This window comes from Micromonospora sonneratiae (genome assembly GCF_042679305.1).
GTDB classification, from domain to species: Bacteria; Actinomycetota; Actinomycetes; order Mycobacteriales; family Micromonosporaceae; genus Micromonospora_H; species Micromonospora_H sonneratiae.
On record NZ_JBHTMP010000046.1, the window covers coordinates 41,137 to 55,369 of the forward strand.

Annotated in this window: 19 protein-coding genes and 1 pseudogene; 8 read left to right on the top strand and 12 right to left on the bottom strand. The window is 69.1% G+C overall.

Going from position 1 to position 14,233, the window contains the following annotated elements; translation table 11 throughout:
* Positions 1 to 16: 16 nt before the first annotated feature.
* Entirely contained in the window at positions 17 to 388 is a 372-nt protein-coding gene (locus ACFQ4H_RS25010) for a hypothetical protein (RefSeq protein WP_377574830.1), read from the bottom strand.
* Positions 389 to 546: 158 nt separating this feature from the next.
* On the opposite strand from ACFQ4H_RS25010, the gene ACFQ4H_RS25015 reads away from it, so the two are divergent.
* On the top strand, positions 547 to 1,071 hold the full coding sequence (locus ACFQ4H_RS25015; RefSeq protein WP_377574833.1) for an O-acetyl-ADP-ribose deacetylase: 525 nt from the start codon (positions 547 to 549) through the stop codon (positions 1,069 to 1,071).
* 11 nt (positions 1,072 to 1,082) lie between these two features.
* On the opposite strand, the gene ACFQ4H_RS25020 is transcribed toward ACFQ4H_RS25015, so the two are convergent.
* On the bottom strand, positions 1,083 to 1,898 hold the full coding sequence (locus ACFQ4H_RS25020) for a helix-turn-helix domain-containing protein (RefSeq protein ID WP_377574836.1): 816 nt from the start codon (positions 1,896 to 1,898) through the stop codon (positions 1,083 to 1,085).
* Between the two features lie 135 nt (positions 1,899 to 2,033).
* On the opposite strand from ACFQ4H_RS25020, the gene ACFQ4H_RS25025 reads away from it, so the two are divergent.
* Both ACFQ4H_RS25025 and ACFQ4H_RS25030 read left to right on the top strand, forming a co-directional pair.
* Positions 2,034 to 2,468: a hypothetical protein gene (locus tag ACFQ4H_RS25025; protein ID WP_377574839.1), complete on the top strand. Its 435-nt coding sequence runs from the start codon at positions 2,034 to 2,036 to the stop codon at positions 2,466 to 2,468.
* Positions 2,469 to 2,471: 3 nt separating this feature from the next.
* On the top strand, positions 2,472 to 3,110 hold the full coding sequence (locus ACFQ4H_RS25030) for an NAD(P)-dependent oxidoreductase (protein ID WP_377574841.1): 639 nt from the start codon (positions 2,472 to 2,474) through the stop codon (positions 3,108 to 3,110).
* A gap of 20 nt (positions 3,111 to 3,130) precedes the next feature.
* On the opposite strand, the gene ACFQ4H_RS25035 is transcribed toward ACFQ4H_RS25030, so the two are convergent.
* The 4 genes from ACFQ4H_RS25035 to ACFQ4H_RS25050 form a co-directional block, all read right to left on the bottom strand.
* Positions 3,131 to 3,751, bottom strand: coding sequence for a class I SAM-dependent methyltransferase (locus tag ACFQ4H_RS25035; RefSeq protein WP_377574844.1), 621 nt, complete (start codon positions 3,749 to 3,751; stop codon positions 3,131 to 3,133).
* Between the two features lie 194 nt (positions 3,752 to 3,945).
* A complete protein-coding gene (locus tag ACFQ4H_RS25040; RefSeq protein WP_377574847.1) occupies positions 3,946 to 4,203 on the bottom strand; it encodes a hypothetical protein in 258 nt (85 codons plus the stop codon).
* A gap of 309 nt (positions 4,204 to 4,512) precedes the next feature.
* On the bottom strand, positions 4,513 to 4,704 hold the full coding sequence (locus ACFQ4H_RS25045) for a DUF397 domain-containing protein (protein ID WP_377574850.1): 192 nt from the start codon (positions 4,702 to 4,704) through the stop codon (positions 4,513 to 4,515).
* Positions 4,695 to 5,459: a helix-turn-helix domain-containing protein gene (locus ACFQ4H_RS25050; RefSeq protein ID WP_377574853.1), complete on the bottom strand. Its 765-nt coding sequence runs from the start codon at positions 5,457 to 5,459 to the stop codon at positions 4,695 to 4,697. Before ACFQ4H_RS25050 ends, ACFQ4H_RS25045 begins: the two co-directional genes overlap by 10 nt.
* 389 nt (positions 5,460 to 5,848) lie before the next feature.
* On the opposite strand from ACFQ4H_RS25050, the gene ACFQ4H_RS25055 reads away from it, so the two are divergent.
* Complete coding sequence (locus ACFQ4H_RS25055) at positions 5,849 to 6,130, top strand: hypothetical protein (protein ID WP_377574856.1); 282 nt, start codon at positions 5,849 to 5,851, stop codon at positions 6,128 to 6,130.
* A gap of 121 nt (positions 6,131 to 6,251) precedes the next feature.
* Positions 6,252 to 6,497 (top strand): hypothetical protein, encoded by a 246-nt coding sequence (locus ACFQ4H_RS25060; protein ID WP_377574886.1) that lies wholly within the window; start codon positions 6,252 to 6,254, stop codon positions 6,495 to 6,497.
* Here ACFQ4H_RS25060 and ACFQ4H_RS25065 read toward each other — a convergent pair.
* Complete coding sequence (locus ACFQ4H_RS25065; protein ID WP_377574888.1) at positions 6,488 to 7,099, bottom strand: CatB-related O-acetyltransferase; 612 nt, start codon at positions 7,097 to 7,099, stop codon at positions 6,488 to 6,490. The genes ACFQ4H_RS25060 and ACFQ4H_RS25065 overlap by 10 nt on opposite strands.
* Before the next feature lie 215 nt (positions 7,100 to 7,314).
* Between ACFQ4H_RS25065 and ACFQ4H_RS25070 the strand changes: the two genes are divergently transcribed.
* Positions 7,315 to 8,058, top strand: coding sequence for an N-acetyltransferase (locus tag ACFQ4H_RS25070; protein ID WP_377574859.1), 744 nt, complete (start codon positions 7,315 to 7,317; stop codon positions 8,056 to 8,058).
* 19 nt (positions 8,059 to 8,077) lie between these two features.
* On the opposite strand, the gene ACFQ4H_RS25075 is transcribed toward ACFQ4H_RS25070, so the two are convergent.
* Together ACFQ4H_RS25075 and ACFQ4H_RS25080 are read right to left on the bottom strand one after the other, a co-directional pair.
* Positions 8,078 to 9,457: a GH1 family beta-glucosidase gene (locus ACFQ4H_RS25075; RefSeq protein WP_377574862.1), complete on the bottom strand. Its 1,380-nt coding sequence runs from the start codon at positions 9,455 to 9,457 to the stop codon at positions 8,078 to 8,080.
* Between the two features lie 124 nt (positions 9,458 to 9,581).
* A complete protein-coding gene (locus tag ACFQ4H_RS25080; RefSeq protein WP_377574865.1) occupies positions 9,582 to 10,358 on the bottom strand; it encodes a maleylpyruvate isomerase family mycothiol-dependent enzyme in 777 nt (258 codons plus the stop codon).
* A gap of 123 nt (positions 10,359 to 10,481) precedes the next feature.
* On the opposite strand from ACFQ4H_RS25080, the gene ACFQ4H_RS25085 reads away from it, so the two are divergent.
* Positions 10,482 to 11,513 (top strand): UDP-N-acetylmuramate dehydrogenase, encoded by a 1,032-nt coding sequence (locus ACFQ4H_RS25085; RefSeq protein ID WP_377574890.1) that lies wholly within the window; start codon positions 10,482 to 10,484, stop codon positions 11,511 to 11,513.
* On the opposite strand, the gene ACFQ4H_RS25090 is transcribed toward ACFQ4H_RS25085, so the two are convergent.
* Complete coding sequence (locus ACFQ4H_RS25090; protein ID WP_377574868.1) at positions 11,497 to 11,970, bottom strand: MerR family transcriptional regulator; 474 nt, start codon at positions 11,968 to 11,970, stop codon at positions 11,497 to 11,499. The two genes, ACFQ4H_RS25085 and ACFQ4H_RS25090, sit on opposite strands and share 17 nt — an antisense overlap.
* Positions 11,971 to 12,027: 57 nt before the next feature.
* On the opposite strand from ACFQ4H_RS25090, the gene ACFQ4H_RS25095 reads away from it, so the two are divergent.
* Positions 12,028 to 12,729, top strand: a complete 702-nt coding sequence (locus ACFQ4H_RS25095) for an SDR family oxidoreductase (protein WP_377574870.1) — start codon at positions 12,028 to 12,030, stop codon at positions 12,727 to 12,729.
* 20 nt (positions 12,730 to 12,749) lie between these two features.
* Here ACFQ4H_RS25095 and ACFQ4H_RS25100 read toward each other — a convergent pair whose 3' ends face one another.
* Both ACFQ4H_RS25100 and ACFQ4H_RS25105 read right to left on the bottom strand, forming a co-directional pair.
* The gene (locus tag ACFQ4H_RS25100) at positions 12,750 to 13,352 is read right to left on the bottom strand and encodes a hypothetical protein (RefSeq protein WP_377574873.1); all 603 of its coding nucleotides are present in this window, start codon (positions 13,350 to 13,352) and stop codon (positions 12,750 to 12,752) included.
* Positions 13,349 to 14,233 (bottom strand): annotated as a pseudogene (locus ACFQ4H_RS25105) (hypothetical protein); the annotation flags it as partial. The pseudogene ACFQ4H_RS25105 and the gene ACFQ4H_RS25100, both read right to left, overlap by 4 nt.

Below are 14,233 nucleotides of genomic sequence, written 5' to 3' on the forward strand. Positions count from 1 at the left end.
GCAGCCTGGCAAGCGACTATCTCGCGGTCGACATCCAGCGCTGGGCCAACCCGAGGAACGCGGCGAAACCGATCAGCAGGGCGTACCACCAGACGTCGCCGTCGCGCATGGTCAACTCGCCGTACCGGTTGGCGAGGAAGCCGGTGAAGAGCAGGATCGCGAAGCCGGCCACGCCGATGGTCGCGCGAACATCCGGTACGACCGCCGCGTACCCGCCGACGGCGACCGCGACGACCAGCAGACGTCCCGGTACGGCATCCGCCGGGAAGACCGTGGCGGCGACGATCGCGGCGACCACGATCGTCGTACAGCCCCCGGCGAGGCTGATGCCGATGGGCGTACGCCTGACCTCTTGATCCGGAACGGGATCGGTGGACACCACCGCCATCGACTTCCTCTGCTGACCCGGGCCCGCCCACGTTGCTGGCCGACTGAGGCAATGTCAGCGCGTGGTACGGCGGCAGTCACGGGTCTTGACGCGCCCGATACGTCCCGCTGGCAAACTTCTACGCGGTCGCTACGCCGCAACCGTTCGAGGAGGCGTGAATGGAGATCGTGCTGGTCCAGGGCGACATCACCGGGGAACGGGTGGACGCCGTCGTCAACGCCGCCAACTCGTCCCTGCTGGGCGGCGGCGGGGTCGACGGGGCGATCCACCGACGGGGTGGACCGGCGATCCTCGAAGAGTGCCGGGCGCTGCGCGCCTCCCGCTACGGTCGGGGTCTGCCGACCGGTCAGGCGGTGGCGACCACCGCCGGTAACCTGCCCGCCCGTTGGGTGATCCATACCGTCGGCCCGGTCTGGTCCGCCGACGAGGACCGGTCCCGGTTGCTGCGCGACTGCTATGCCAACAGTCTGCGGGTCGCCGACGAACTGGGCGCGACCTCGGTCGCATTCCCGCTGATCTCCGCCGGCGTCTACCGCTGGCCGGTCGAGGATGCCGTACGACAGGCGCTGACCGTACTGCGGGCGGCCGAGCCGGCCGGGGTGGCGCAGGCCCGACTGGTGCTGTTCAGCCCCGACGCCCTTGCCGCCGCCCGGACCGTCGCCGCCGGTTTCGCGACGGACTGAGGGCGGTGTGGCTAGCCGGCGGTCAGGGCGGCCAACTCGCGAAGGGTCGCTGCGGTGAACTCGTCGAGGGGATAGAACAACTCGATCCCCAGCTCCGACAGCGTCACGTCGGCCGGTGCCCCGAACGTGGTCATGGTGCCGAACATCGACAGCTCACCCCACGGCGTACGGACCCGTAGTGGCACCTGCACCGGACACGGTCGGGTCGCCGGTGCATCCGCTCCGGCATCCGGCTCGGTGGGGATGGGGTAGGCACGCACCTCCTCGTACAGTTTGCTCAGCTCGGTGTCCCCGGTGGCCTGGACCTGGCGGAGCAGCCGTTCCAGGAACAGGGCGCGGACCTCGGCCAGATTGACCAGCCGGGAGGCGAGCCCGTCGGGGTGCAGGGTCAGCCGGAACACGTTCGGCCGTGGCTCCAGCACGTGCGTCGGGATGCCGTCCATGAGTACGGACATCGCCCGGTTGCCGGCCACCACGTTCCAGATACGGTCGACCACGACCGCCGGGTACGGCTCGTGTGTCGTCAGCATCGTGTCGAGCGCGGACCGGATCGACGTCATGCCCTCGTCGTCCAGGCTGCTCTCCTGGTACGCCGGGGCGTAGTCGGCAGCCAACAGCAGGGTGTTGCGTTCGCGCAGCGGTACGTCCAGGACGGTGGCCAGGTGCAGCAGCATCGCGCGGCTCGGCCGCGACCGACCGGTCTCCACACAGGACAGATGCCGGGCCGAGCTGTTCGCCCGGATGGCGAGCTCCAGTTGGCTGAGTCGACGGCGCTGCCGCCATTCCCGTAGCAGGGTGCCCACCCGGGATGGCTGCTCCAGTTTCATGGCGGAAGGGTAGCCGTCGATGGATCACCGGGGCCATGACCTCGGAGGTCATTGAGTCCATGGCGTCGGTGCTGCCACGGTCTCCTCAGCAGCCGGGCCAGGTCCGGTCCGGGCTGACGAGACGAGGAGACGGGTATGACCATCCCGACCATGACAGCCCCACGTACGGTGGACGGCAGGCCGGCACCGGCCCTGCTGCGTACCGTCCTGCTGATCGACGCCTGGAGCACCCTCGTCTTCGGCGTCATCCTGCTGGCCGGTGGCTCGTGGCTCAGCGGTCCGCTCGGTCTGCCGACCACCTGGTCGGTCCCGTTCGGTGTGGCGATGCTGGGCGGGGCTGCCGCGCTCGGCCTCATCGCCGGCTACCCACGGATCCCGGCCCGCCTCGCCCTGACCGTCGTCGCGGGCAATCTGCTCTGCGGGGTGGCACTCGTGCTGCTCACCGTCGCGGACCTGCTGCCGCTGACCGGGTTCGGCACCGTCTTCGTGTTGTTCGGTGCGGTGTTGGTCGTGGTCGGCGCGGCGCTGGAGTTCGTCGGCTACCGGCGCTACCAGGCGGGCGGCTGCTGACCGATGCTGATCACCGTGTTCGGGGCCACCGGGGGCACCGGCCGGCTCGTCGTCAAGCAGGCGCTGGAAGCGGGACACGAGGTACGGGCGGTCGTTCGTGACCCCGACCGACTTCCGTTGGAGCATCGGAACCTGCGGGTCCACCAGGCCGACGTCTTCGATCCAGCGGCCATCAGGCCGACCCTCGCCGACGTCGAGGCGGTCGTCTCCGCGCTCGGCGCGCCGAGCCGCAAGGACACCTCGATGGTCTGCGCGAGGGGCGTACGCAGCATCCTGACGGCGATGGAGTCGACCTGCGTACGCCGGATCGTGGCGATCAGCGCCCAGCCGGTGCTGCGCAACGGGGGTGGGGAGCCGTTCTGGTTCCGAAGCACCGTGCTTCCGATCGTGCGGGCGCTCCATCGGAGCATCTACGTCGACCTGGCGCGCATGGAACAGATTCTGGTCGCCAGCGCCGCCGAATGGACGATCGTGCGACCGCCGATGTTGACCGACAAGCCCGGCACCGGCCGTTACCGTACGGCGTTCGAGGCCAACATCGCCGGCTCCAGCCTGACCCGCGCCGACCTGGCCACGGCGCTGCTCGACGTGCTGGCCGACCCGACCACCGTCCGCCACGCGATCGGCGTCACCGGCCCGTGAGTGTTGGTCGAGCGATCGGATCAGTGGGGCTTTCGGGCATGGACACGTTCGACCGCGCCCATGGCCAGCCGCTCGCTCTCCTCGATGGTGACGCCGAGGCTGAGCAGCGTGGTGACCGGTCGGCGGGTGTAGTGCTCGCCATGCAGCGGGACGCTGACCAGGTCGACGATGTGTTGAAGGGCGCGTAGTGGCCAGAAGGAGGCGGCGACGTGGTCGGCCAGCAGCAGATGTCCTCCGGGTCGCAGGACACGGAGCGCTTCGCTGAGAGCTGCGCGTTCGTCGGGGATGCAGCACAGGGCGAACGTGCTGACGACGGTGTCGAACGTCTCCGCCGGGAACGGCAACGCGGTTGCGTCGGCCCGGCTGAGGGTGACCACCCGACGGACCCGTTCGGCCTGGTGGCGTGCGGCCTGGAGCATGGCGGGGCTCCAGTCGATGCCGGTCAGGTCGACCTCGCCGGGGTAGTGGGGGAGGTTGGCGCCGGTGCCGACGGCGATCTCCAGTGTGGTGCCACGTGCCCGGCGGCACACCCAGCCCCGGCTGTCGGCGAAGAACCGACGTTCGAGACCGGCCATCCGAGCGTCGTAGGTGGCTGCCTGCCGGTTCCAGTAGCCGACGAGTGTTCCGGTCGACCGGGTCATGGCGCGGAGACTTTCGGTGGGCCGGGGACCAGTCGTACGTCGTCGCGGCTGTCCAGGTGGTTCACGAGTTCGCTCATCGCCTGCGAGATCTTTCGAGATCGGTCCACTGGGGACTGAAGCCGGTGTGACGGTGTTCTTCGACGACCACCGTCACACCGGAACTCAGTGCCTGAAGTCAGCTGACTGACGTCAGCTCAGTACCGGGTCTTCACCAGGAAGGCGTAGCCGACCACCTTTTCGCCCTTCCAGTCGTACATCTTGTGGCACTGCTGGGGCACCGTCCACGACGAGTAGTACTTCGGGCGGGCGTCGTTGCAGGCCTTCAACGTCGGGTAGATCGGGCTGGTGTAGTCCGCCTGGGCGGGCGTGGCCATGGTCAGCACCAGACCACCGGCTACCGCAGTGGCGGCGAGGAGGCTGCGGAGGCGCGGGCGACGCAGGATCTTCTTCATCTGTTTCCGTTCCTATCCGGTCGGTCCGATCACGAACCGGGGGTACGGCGAAGATCGTAAAGGGGGTTGTCCACCCCAACTGAGTATTCGTACGCATTGCGACGATTTGCTCGACTGGCACGCTCGGATGCTGGGCGCCCGGTTACGGCGGTTGCCGGAACGGCTGGTCGATCACGAACGGGTGTAGGGCCAACGCGATCACCCGGCCGCTGTGCTCGTACCAACTCCCGTACCGGTGCTCGACGATGTGATCAACGCGGTGTCGGAGCAGGGCCGCCAGGTTCTGCTGGCTGCGCCGGGTTGGAGTGTCTAGCCGCGAGACTTCGCCAGTGCGACGAACGTACGCCACGCGTCCGGAGCAAAGGTCAGGGTGCCGCCGTCGCGGTCCTTGCTGTCGCGGACCAGGACGACGCCGGGCAGGTTGTCGGCCACCTCGACGCAGTCACCGCCGTTGCCGCTGCTTCTGCTGGACTTACGCCAGATGGCCCCGTTCAGTTCCATGTCTCCGCCAACTCCCTGATCAACTCGACCGACTGCCGGTACGGCAGCGCCTCGCTGCGGCAAGACTCCCATGAGGAGACTAGCCTCGAGATGTCCGCCTCATCTGAGACCGTATGGCCGGCCAGTTGGAAATCGAGATGCGCCACCACCCGTGGTCCCTTGAGGTCGGCCAGCACCAACGGGCCGTTCAGGCCCGCGTACGCCTCGGCCGTGGACGGCACCACGTGCACCCGGACGTGCGGACACTCGGCGGATACCTCGACTAGGTGCAGCATTTGTTGGCGCATGACTGCCGGCCCGCCCACGGCACGGCGTAGGACACTCTCGTCGACAACCGCCGTGAGGGTCGGTGGGTGTGGGCGCGCGAGGATGAGTTGTCGTTCCAGCCGGCCCTTGACCTTTGACTCGGCGTCCGCGCGCGGGACCAGGCCGGCACCGGTGAACAGTGCCCGTGCGTACGCCTCGGTCTGCAACAGTCCCGGGACGACGAGCGGCTGGAAGTTGCGCAACGCCAGGGCTTCCTGCTCCACCTCCCGCCACGGGCGGAACCAGGGTGTGTCGCGACGACGGTCGGGAAACAGTTCCATCGCGTCCTTTTGTAGGACTCGGGCGACTGCACGACGGTGACGTGGGTGCGGAACCCGTCCGGGCGACAGCCAACGACCCACTGTCTTCGCGTCGACGCCAACCTTTTCAGCCAGAGACTCGCAGGTCTCGCCGGCTGCCGACATGGCTAGCCGCAGAGGCTCATTCACGTTCGCCATCCTTTCCTTAGGACGCAAAGAACGTCCGAAATCGTCCCGAGGCGCTGTCGCTTTGCCCGCCCTGCGTTCTGCACGCTATTTCTAGCGGCCTCGCTGAGACAAGTGGAGTTGCAAGACCAATTCTGATTTCTTGGCGAGCTGCCTTTTGGGTCGACCACGTGAAAGGACAACGCCCATGTACAGCGGCGATTATGAGCCGGTTCCGCGGATTCCCGTACCGCCCACGCGGCGAATGGACAATGAGCCCGAGCCCGAGCCGGCAACGGAAGCCGTCCCGGCCGAGGAGGAGATGGCACCGACGCCGGCCACCCGTCGTACGTTCAACAGGCGGTCGGTCTGATGTGGAGTCGGCATCGGTTCCGCGCGAACGGAGGTCGCTGGTGACCGGGTCCGAGACGCCGCCCATCCCCGCTGGGACCAGACTCCATCTCCGGTCCGAAGACTGGTACCACCCCACCGGCGTCGGTGACACCTACCAGCGCGACATCGTGGTGTCGGTGGCCCACACCGGCACTGCCACCGCTACCGACGCCTCTGTGTGGATCGTCGGGCACGAACTCGACTGCACCCGGGCGCACGTCGAGGACCACCCACCGTGTGTCGAACTGCGGGTGAAACGCGACGCGATCCGACGGGCCTGCCAGGCGGGACCGCAGCCGTGATCTGGCTGGTCGGGCTCTGGCTGGTCCGCGCCGTACGGCTGATTACCCAGGCGATCACGGCAATCCTGTGGCTCGGTGCAGGAATCCTGCTGATCGATGTGGCCATGACGTGACCGGTGCCGTGCGGTTGCCGGAGAGCGGTGACCTGTTGCGGGTGACCCGTACCGCCAGCGCCCAGTTCGCCGTACCGATTCTCTTCCGGGTTATTCGGCGATGCGACTGGCCCACCTACCGGGGATGGACCTGGCTCGACGGATATCAGCTCGACTCGGCGGGCAACGCGGTCGAACGAAGGTCGATCTTCGTACGCCTCGCCGGATTGAGGCGGGTCGAGCCGGGTGTCCCCCCGGCCAGCCGCTACCGGTGATCGGGTGCCACAGCCTCAAGCTCGTCGATGCTGCCGGACATGATGGTGGGGATGTGCTCGGTGATGTGCTGGATGGGCCAGTCCCACCAGGCCAGCGCCAGCAGGCGGGCGACGTCCTCCTCGCTGTAGCGGCGGCGGATGAGCCGGGCCGGGTTGCCGCCGACGATGCCGTAGTCGGGGACGTCGTCGACGACGACGGAACCGGAGGCGATGATCGCTCCGTTGCCGATCCGGACGCCGGGCATCACCATCGCGCGGTAGCCGAACCAGACGTCGTTGCCCACCACGGTGTCACCCCGTCCGGGCAGGCCGGTGATGAGATCGAAGTGCTTGGCCCAGGAGGAGCCGCCCACGATCGGGAAGGGGAAGGTCGAGGGCCCGTCCATGCGGTGGTTTGCGCCGTTCATGATGAACCGCACACCCTCGCCCAGGGCGCAGAACTTCCCGATGATCAGCTTCTCCGGACCGTAGTGATACAGCACGTTGCGGGTCTCGAAGGCGGTCGGATCATCCGGGTCGTCGTAGTAGGAGAACTCGCCGACCTCGATCAACGGTGAGGTGACCAGCGGCTTCAGCAGCACCACGCGCGGCTGGCCGGGCATCGGATGCAACACGTTCGGGTCGGCGGGGACTTCTGGCGTCACGTACTGCTCCTTGGTCGACGGGTGCCGTTGCCATGATCGCAAAGCCCACCCGCTCCCTGCCCGGCATTTTGTGGGTACGGCAGGCATGTGGCGGGTACGTCCAGCGATCGTCGACCCCTGTCTTCCGGCTAATGCGGTGGGCGGCCGGTTGGACGTGACCTAGCATTCGCCCGGTGGATCTCGACATCGTGACTCTGGCGGACCGGCCCGACCTTGCCCCGCTACTCGACGGCTTCGAGGCTGCCTGGCCGGAGTTCATGAGCTGGGACCCGATGGCCTCCCTGTACTACGGCGTGGCGCACGAGCTGTATCCGGAGTTCATCCTGCTGGCGCTCGACCCGGCCCAGCCGGAACGTGCCGTGGCCCGGGCGTACTCGGTGCCACTGGCCTGGAAGGAGGAGGACGCCCTCCCCGACGGCGGCTGGGATCGGGTGGTGCAGCGGGCCACCCTCAACCGCCTCGCCGGTACCCCCACCAACATCGTGTCGGCTCTGGAGATCTGCATCCAGCCCGACCGGCGCGGTGGCGGCCTCTCCGCCCGGATGCTGGCCGAGATGAGGGACAACGCCGGTCGGCTCGGCTACGACACCCTGATCGCACCGGTACGCCCCAACGGCAAGCACATCCATCCCGACCTGCCGATGAGCGAGTACGTGACGCAGACCCGCGACGACGGCCTCCCCGTCGACCCGTGGCTACGGGTGCATGTACGGGCCGGTGGGCGCATCGAAGGTGTCGCCACCCGTTCCATGGTCATTCCCGGCACCCTCGCCGAATGGCGGCGCTGGACCGGGTTGCCCTTCGACACGACCGGTCCGGTACACGTTCCGCAGGCGCTCGCCCCGGTGCACTGCGACGTCACCCACGACCACGCTGTCTACGTCGAGCCCAACGTCTGGGTCCGGCACCGGCTGTAGTTGGTCGCCGGCCAGCACGTCACAGGCCGTTGCGTCGGATCACTTCCCGATACCAGTGGGCGCTGTCCTTGGGCGTCCGGCGTTGGCTCGGGTAGTCGACATGGACGATTCCGAACCGTTTCCGGTAGCCCTCGGCCCACTCGAAGTTGTCCAGCAGCGACCAGACCAGGTAGCCGCGCAGGTCGACGCCCCGGCGGATCGCCTCGTGTGCGGCCCGTAGGTGACCGTCGAGGTAGGCGATCCGGTCGGCGTCCGGTACCTGCCCGTCCGGCGCGATCGTGTCGGCGAAGGCGGCGCCGTTCTCAGTGATCATCAGCGGTACGCCGGGATAGTCCCGGGCGACCCGGTCCAGCAGCATGGTGAGGTGGGCGGGTTCGATCATCCAGCCCATCGCGGTGAGTGGTCCGGTTGGCGGGAGGAACTCGATTCCCTCGGTACCCGGGTAGGCCCCGTCGCAGCCGGGATCGCCGGGCCGAGCGGCGACGTAGGTCGGCTGGTAGTAGTTGATGCCGAGCAGGTCGATCGGTGCGGCGATGATCTCCTCGTCGCCGCTGTGCAGGTAGGCCAGATCGGTGAACCGGGCGATGTGCTCCAGCATGTCCGCCGGATAACGGCCACGCAGCAGCGGGTCGAGGAAGATCCGGTTGTGCAGGCCGTCGACCAGTCGTACCGCTGCCTGGTCCGCGTCGCTGTCCGGATCGCCGGGGGCGACGGCGGCCGTGTTGAGGGTGATCCCGACGGTGGTCGCGCCGGCCGCCTGCAGCGCCCGTGCGGCCAGGCCGTGCCCGAGCAGCAGATGGTGTACGGCGGTGAAGGCCGCCGCCGGATCCTGCCGACCCGGGGCGTGTACGCCACTGCCGTAGCCCAGGTAGGCCGAGCACCACGGTTCGTTGAGCGTGGTCCACGTGCCGATCCGGTCGCCGAGCCGCTGGTGGACCACGGTCGCGTAGTCGGCGAACCGTTCGGCGGTGTCCCGGGCGGTCCAGCCACCCTGGTCCTCCAACGCCTGGGGCAGATCCCAGTGGTAGAGCGTGATGATCGGCTTGATCCCCCGCCGGTGCAGTTCGTCGACCAGCCGGTCGTAGAAGTCGAGCCCACGCGGGTCGACCGGGCCGGAACCGTCGGGCTGGATCCGGGGCCAGGCCACCGAGAAGCGGTACGCCCGCAGTCCGAGGTCGGCCATCAACGCCACGTCGTCCCGGTAGCGGTGGTAGTGGTCGCAGGCCACGTCACCGGTCTCCCCGGCGTACACCTTGCCCGGCGTACGACAGAAGGTGTCCCAGATCGACGGCCCGCGGCCGTCCTCGTGGGTGGCACCCTCGATCTGGTACGCGGCCGTGGCCGCACCCCAGACGAAGTCCTCGGGAAACGTGATCGGCTCCGGGGCGGGACTGTTCAAGGGGGACCAGGCCTTTCGTCGAGCTGCCGATACCGGGACGCGGGCGGTGCCTTGACGCGGGCGGTGCCTTGACGCGGGCGGTGCCTTGACGCGGGCGGTGCCGGGGTCGGTCGAGGTGCGTAGGTCAGTCGGCCGGTATCCCTACCCGCAGTCCCTCCAGCAGACTCGCGTCCCCGGTCACGTCCAGGACGTCCAGGCCGATCCGCCCCCAGAGCGCCAGCAGGAGGTCGCTGGCCGTGCCGGTGGCGTGTACGCGGGCGCGGGGGTCGTGGGTGTCCAGGATCGTGTCCGTGTCGAGCAGCGCGATGCCGCTGCCCCGCAGCCGCAGATACCACTGCTGGTCGGTGTCGGAGGCGGTGAGCTGCACCACGCCGTGGAACTGCTGGTCGGAGGCGCGTCGTCGGCCGGCGGGAAGGCAGGTGTCCAGTACCTCGCTCACCCCGTCGGAGGCGAGCTTGGCCTCGATCGGCTCACCGGCCGCGATCGCCATCTGGGCGTCCCACCGGTGGATGGCGGTCTCGTGGGCGACCCGGCGGGGCCAGAATCCGGCCTTCTTCGGCTGTGGGGCCCAGTTCCACGCTGGTGCTTCCGGGTCGATACCGTCGAGCAGGCGGACGAGTTGGTCGAACTCCTGTTGCCACAGGTCCAGGGCGGTGGACCCCGGCGGCGGGTCGACGATCGACTGGAAGCTGGTGGGCCGCTCGGTGCTGCCCTGGGTGACGAAGCCACGGACCGCGCAGTAGACCGAGGCGAGGTGGCGGACCAGATCGGTCACGGTCCATCCGGGACAGGAGAGTACCGGTGTGTCGGGCGGGGCCTCGGCGGCGGCGGCCCGGAAGGCCGGCCCTTCGACGCGTAGTGCTCCGACCCAGAAGTCCTTGCTGCCATGCGGCCTGCTCATGACGTCCTCCCGTGCGACCGGCCTACCAGTGGGTGTTCCGGCTGTCCTTCAGCCTAGGGTGAAGGTGTGCCAGACGTTAGTGCCCAATCGGGCTTCGCCGTAGACCCTGCCGAGCCGGAGAGGCTGGCGAGGTACACGACGCTGCGCCTCGGGGGAACGCCGCGCCAGCTCATTACGGTGAAAAATGCGGATGAAATCGCACAAAGTGTACGGGAAGCCGAGCTGCTCGATCAGCCAGTACTGATTCTTGCCGGCGGCAGCAACGTCGTCATCGGAGACGGCGGATTCCCGGGCACGGTCGTACTGGTCCGCTCCCAGGGCTTCCGGGTCGTCGCCGAGGACGAGACGACGGTGACCGTCCGGGCCGAGGCCGGCGAAACCTGGGACAACCTGGTCGCCGCCACGGTCGAGGCCGGCTGGTCCGGGCTGGAGTGCCTGTCCGGCATCCCCGGTTCGGCCGGTGCCACCCCGATCCAGAACGTCGGGGCCTACGGCCAGGAGGTCGCCGAGACGGTCACCGCCGTCGGGGCGTACGACCGGGTCACCGGCGGGACCGTCCAACTGCCCGCGGACGAATGCGGCTTCGCCTACCGGTCCAGCATCTTCCGGCACAGCGACCGCTGGGCGGTGCTCACCGTCGACTTCAAGCTGGCCCGCTCACCGCTGTCCACCCCGATCCGGTACGCCGAACTCGCCCGCAAACTCGGCGTCGAGGTCGGCGACCGGGTGCCGTTGGCCGACGCCCGGTCGGCGGTGTTGACGCTGCGCGCTGGCAAGGGCATGGTGCTGGACCCGGACGACCTGGACACCCGTTCGGTGGGCTCGTTCTTCACCAACCCCGTGCTCGACGAGGCGGCGTACGCCGAACTGTGCACCCGTGCGAAGGAGATCGGCGACCCGCCGTCCTGGCCGGGAGCCGGTGGAGTGGTCAAGGTCAGCGCCGCCTGGCTGATCGACAAGGCCGGCTTCACCAAGGGGTACCAGGGGGCCGGTGGGGTGGCGATCTCGTCGAAGCACACCCTGGCGCTGACCAACCGGGGCGACGGTACGACCGAGGCACTGCTCGGCCTGGCCCGGGAGATCCGTGACGGCGTACACGACCGGTTCGGGGTCACCCTGCACCCGGAACCGGTCCTGGTCAACTGCGAGATCTGACCGGCGAACCACCACTGTCGGTCGAACCGTCGCGGTCCGGTGATTCGACGGCCCCGTGCCGCCAGGGTCCGGTGCCGTCCCGGGTGAGGCTGTCCTCGTACATCTTGACCTTGTGGCTGATCAGGGTCAGACACTCGGTGAGTTCGCTGATCTGACGGCTCACGTCCTCGCGGTGCTGGCGCAGTACGGCCAGCCGGTCCGGTTCGTTGCCGGGGCCCAGCCGGACGAGTTCGGTGTACCGGCGGATCGTCGTCAGCGGCATGCCGGAGGCGCGGAGCCTGGTGCAGAAGATCAGCCACTGCACGTCCTGCTCGGTGTAGGCGCGGCGACCGCCCGGCCCGCGTCGTACGGGACCGGCGAGGATGTCCTCACGCTCGTAGAAGCGCAGGGTGTGCACGCTCAGCCCGGTGCGCTCGGCAACCTGGCCGATGGTCAGACCGGGGGTGACCTCAGGCATGGCGCCCAGGGTAACGCCTTGACCTGGAGTCGGCTCTAGCTTCTAGGGTTCCCGGACATGACGAACTCTCCTGTCACCCTGATCACCGGCGGCTCCAGCGGCATAGGAGCGGCCTCCGCACGAAGGTTGTTGGACCAGGGGCACCGGGTCGCTGTCACCGGACGTGACCGAGCCAGGCTCCGCCGATTTGCCGAGTCGCTGGCCGAGCCGGCCGGGCTGTTGACCCTGCCCGGCGACGCAGCCGACTACGCGGCGGTGGAATCGGCCGTCGAGTCCACCGTCAAGGAGTTCGGGCGACTGGACAACGTCGTCGCCAACGCCGGCTTCGCCACCCGCGACGACCTGGCCACCGGTGATCCCGCCCAGTGGCGCGAGATGGTGCTGACCAACGTGCTCGGCCCGGCGTTGCTGATCAGGGCCGCCCTGCCGGCACTGAAGGAGACGCGTGGACGGATCATCCTGGTCGGGAGCGTCGCCGGGTTCATCTCCTCGCCCGGCAACGTGTACGGAGCAACCAAGTGGGCGGTGACCGGGCTCGCCGAGAACACCCGGCGCATGGTCACCGGTGACGGGGTCGGCGTGACCCTGATCGCGCCGGGCCGGGTGGAAACCCCGTTCTGGGACGACCTCGGCGGCCTGCCGGACTGCCAGCTCCTGACCGCTGACCACCTCGCCGACTCGATCACCTGGGCGATCAACCAGCCGAGCGGAGTCGACGTCAACACCGTGATCGTCCGGCCGATCGGCCAGCAGACGTAGCCAGCCGACCGAGCCGTTCTTCAAAGGGCGGTCTCGGCGGGTGCGCGCCGGGCCGGGCCGGCGATCGCGTACGCGATGAGACCGCCGACCGCGAGCAGCACGGCTGTCACTGCCGCCGGTGTGCTGCCGGGTGCCTGGGACTGCCAGGTCAGGATCTCCCCGAGCAGGTGGCCGGTTGCCGGATAGACCGTTGCGGCAAGGGTCCAGCCCAGCGGCACGAACCAGGCTCGGCCGGCCCCGAGTAGTGGCGCGCCCAGCGCGGTCAGACCGAGCAGGCCGGCAGCGTCCCGGATCACCAGCCAGGCTGGCCCGAAGCTGGTTCCGGTGAGGTGGGTCAGGAGCGGCAGGCCGACCACGACGGCCAGTGCGGCCAGCAGGTGGGTGACCCGGCGCGGTGCCCAGGGCAGCGCGGCGGTGCGGTCGAGCTCCTCGTCGGGGCCGCCCAGCGTGGCGGTGAGCGCCACGACCAGCAGGAGAACGGTGAGCACGACCATCGTGACGCCCGGGGGGCCGTCGCTGACGACCGATCCGAGCACCCACATCACCACCGTGCTTCCGAGGGCCGTGGCCAGGGCCACCGGTACCCGACGTGACCGCAGGTAGAGCGTCAGCCACCGCATCATTTGCCGCGCACGATCTCGTCGAGGTCGGCGCAGTTCAGGGCGCCCTCGCGTACTGCCGTCACCCGGGCCAGCGCCTCCGCCTCGGGTAGTTCCCGCAGGCTCTGCCACAGTTGGCGGACCTGGTTGTTCCACTCGCCGCCGTCGTCGAAGCCAGGCTCCGCCGGCGGTTCGGTGCCGACCAACCAGTACGTGGCCGCCCGCACGACCGACGAACTCAGCCCGTCGGGGCATCGACTCTGGTTGCTGAACACCCGGGCCACGATCTGCGGCACGAGGTCGTTCGGGGAGGCGAGGTGGCTGCGATCATCGACCTGGATGGTCATCAGCGCGATTCCCGCCGGGTCCGGTCGGGGCTCGGGTATTTCACGATCCCAGGTCGTGGTGTCCTCGTGTGCCTCGGCCGGCGGCTGCGGCAACTTCGCGAGCAGCGCGAGCGCCTGCCGCGCCCGGGGCGTGACGTCGGGCAACAGCGAGGAGTGGACCCGGGCGACGCAGACCTTCGGGGCGTCCGTGGTGCAGACGAGTTCCTGCGCGACGGGGTCGATCGCGCGTGGCAGGTAGCGGTCGTGCGGCATCACCGCGATCGCCACGGCCACGCCGAGCGCCACTGGCAGCAGCGCCGCCACCCGGGTCCGGCGGCTCTTCGCCGAGTGCAGGACGTACGCGCCGACGGCGAGGGCTCCCAGCCACACCGCCTGGGCCGTGGTGAGCCGACCGGGCACCGTCTCGTAGTCGCTGTACTGGCTCATTCCGTACATCGGGGAGAACAGTGCGGCCAGCCACTCCTGGCCGCTGACGATTCCGGGGAAGCCCATCAGCCAACCGATGCCGGCGACGGCGAGCACCGGCCCGGCGGCGACCGACGGCCACAGGCGGCCGAC

Bases quoted from the DNA above. Each gene is read 5' to 3' on its own strand.
- ACFQ4H_RS25040 (WP_377574847.1), bottom strand. From the start codon at position 4,203: ATGAAGAAGATCCTGCGTCGCCCGCGCCTCCGCAGCCTCCTCGCCGCC.
- ACFQ4H_RS25020 (WP_377574836.1), bottom strand. From the start codon at position 1,898: ATGAAACTGGAGCAGCCATCCCGGGTGGGCACCCTGCTACGGGAATGG.
- ACFQ4H_RS25065 (WP_377574888.1), bottom strand. From the start codon at position 7,099: ATGCCCGGCCAGCCGCGCGTGGTGCTGCTGAAGCCGCTGGTCACCTCA.
- ACFQ4H_RS25045 (WP_377574850.1), bottom strand. From the start codon at position 4,704: ATGGAACTGAACGGGGCCATCTGGCGTAAGTCCAGCAGAAGCAGCGGC.
- ACFQ4H_RS25015 (WP_377574833.1), top strand. From the start codon at position 547: ATGGAGATCGTGCTGGTCCAGGGCGACATCACCGGGGAACGGGTGGAC.
- ACFQ4H_RS25100 (WP_377574873.1), bottom strand. From the start codon at position 13,352: ATGATGCGGTGGCTGACGCTCTACCTGCGGTCACGTCGGGTACCGGTG.
- ACFQ4H_RS25025 (WP_377574839.1), top strand. From the start codon at position 2,034: ATGACCATCCCGACCATGACAGCCCCACGTACGGTGGACGGCAGGCCG.
- ACFQ4H_RS25095 (WP_377574870.1), top strand. From the start codon at position 12,028: ATGACGAACTCTCCTGTCACCCTGATCACCGGCGGCTCCAGCGGCATA.
- ACFQ4H_RS25010 (WP_377574830.1), bottom strand. From the start codon at position 388: ATGGCGGTGGTGTCCACCGATCCCGTTCCGGATCAAGAGGTCAGGCGT.
- ACFQ4H_RS25080 (WP_377574865.1), bottom strand. From the start codon at position 10,358: ATGAGCAGGCCGCATGGCAGCAAGGACTTCTGGGTCGGAGCACTACGC.
- ACFQ4H_RS25090 (WP_377574868.1), bottom strand. From the start codon at position 11,970: ATGCCTGAGGTCACCCCCGGTCTGACCATCGGCCAGGTTGCCGAGCGC.
- ACFQ4H_RS25030 (WP_377574841.1), top strand. From the start codon at position 2,472: ATGCTGATCACCGTGTTCGGGGCCACCGGGGGCACCGGCCGGCTCGTC.
- ACFQ4H_RS25035 (WP_377574844.1), bottom strand. From the start codon at position 3,751: ATGACCCGGTCGACCGGAACACTCGTCGGCTACTGGAACCGGCAGGCA.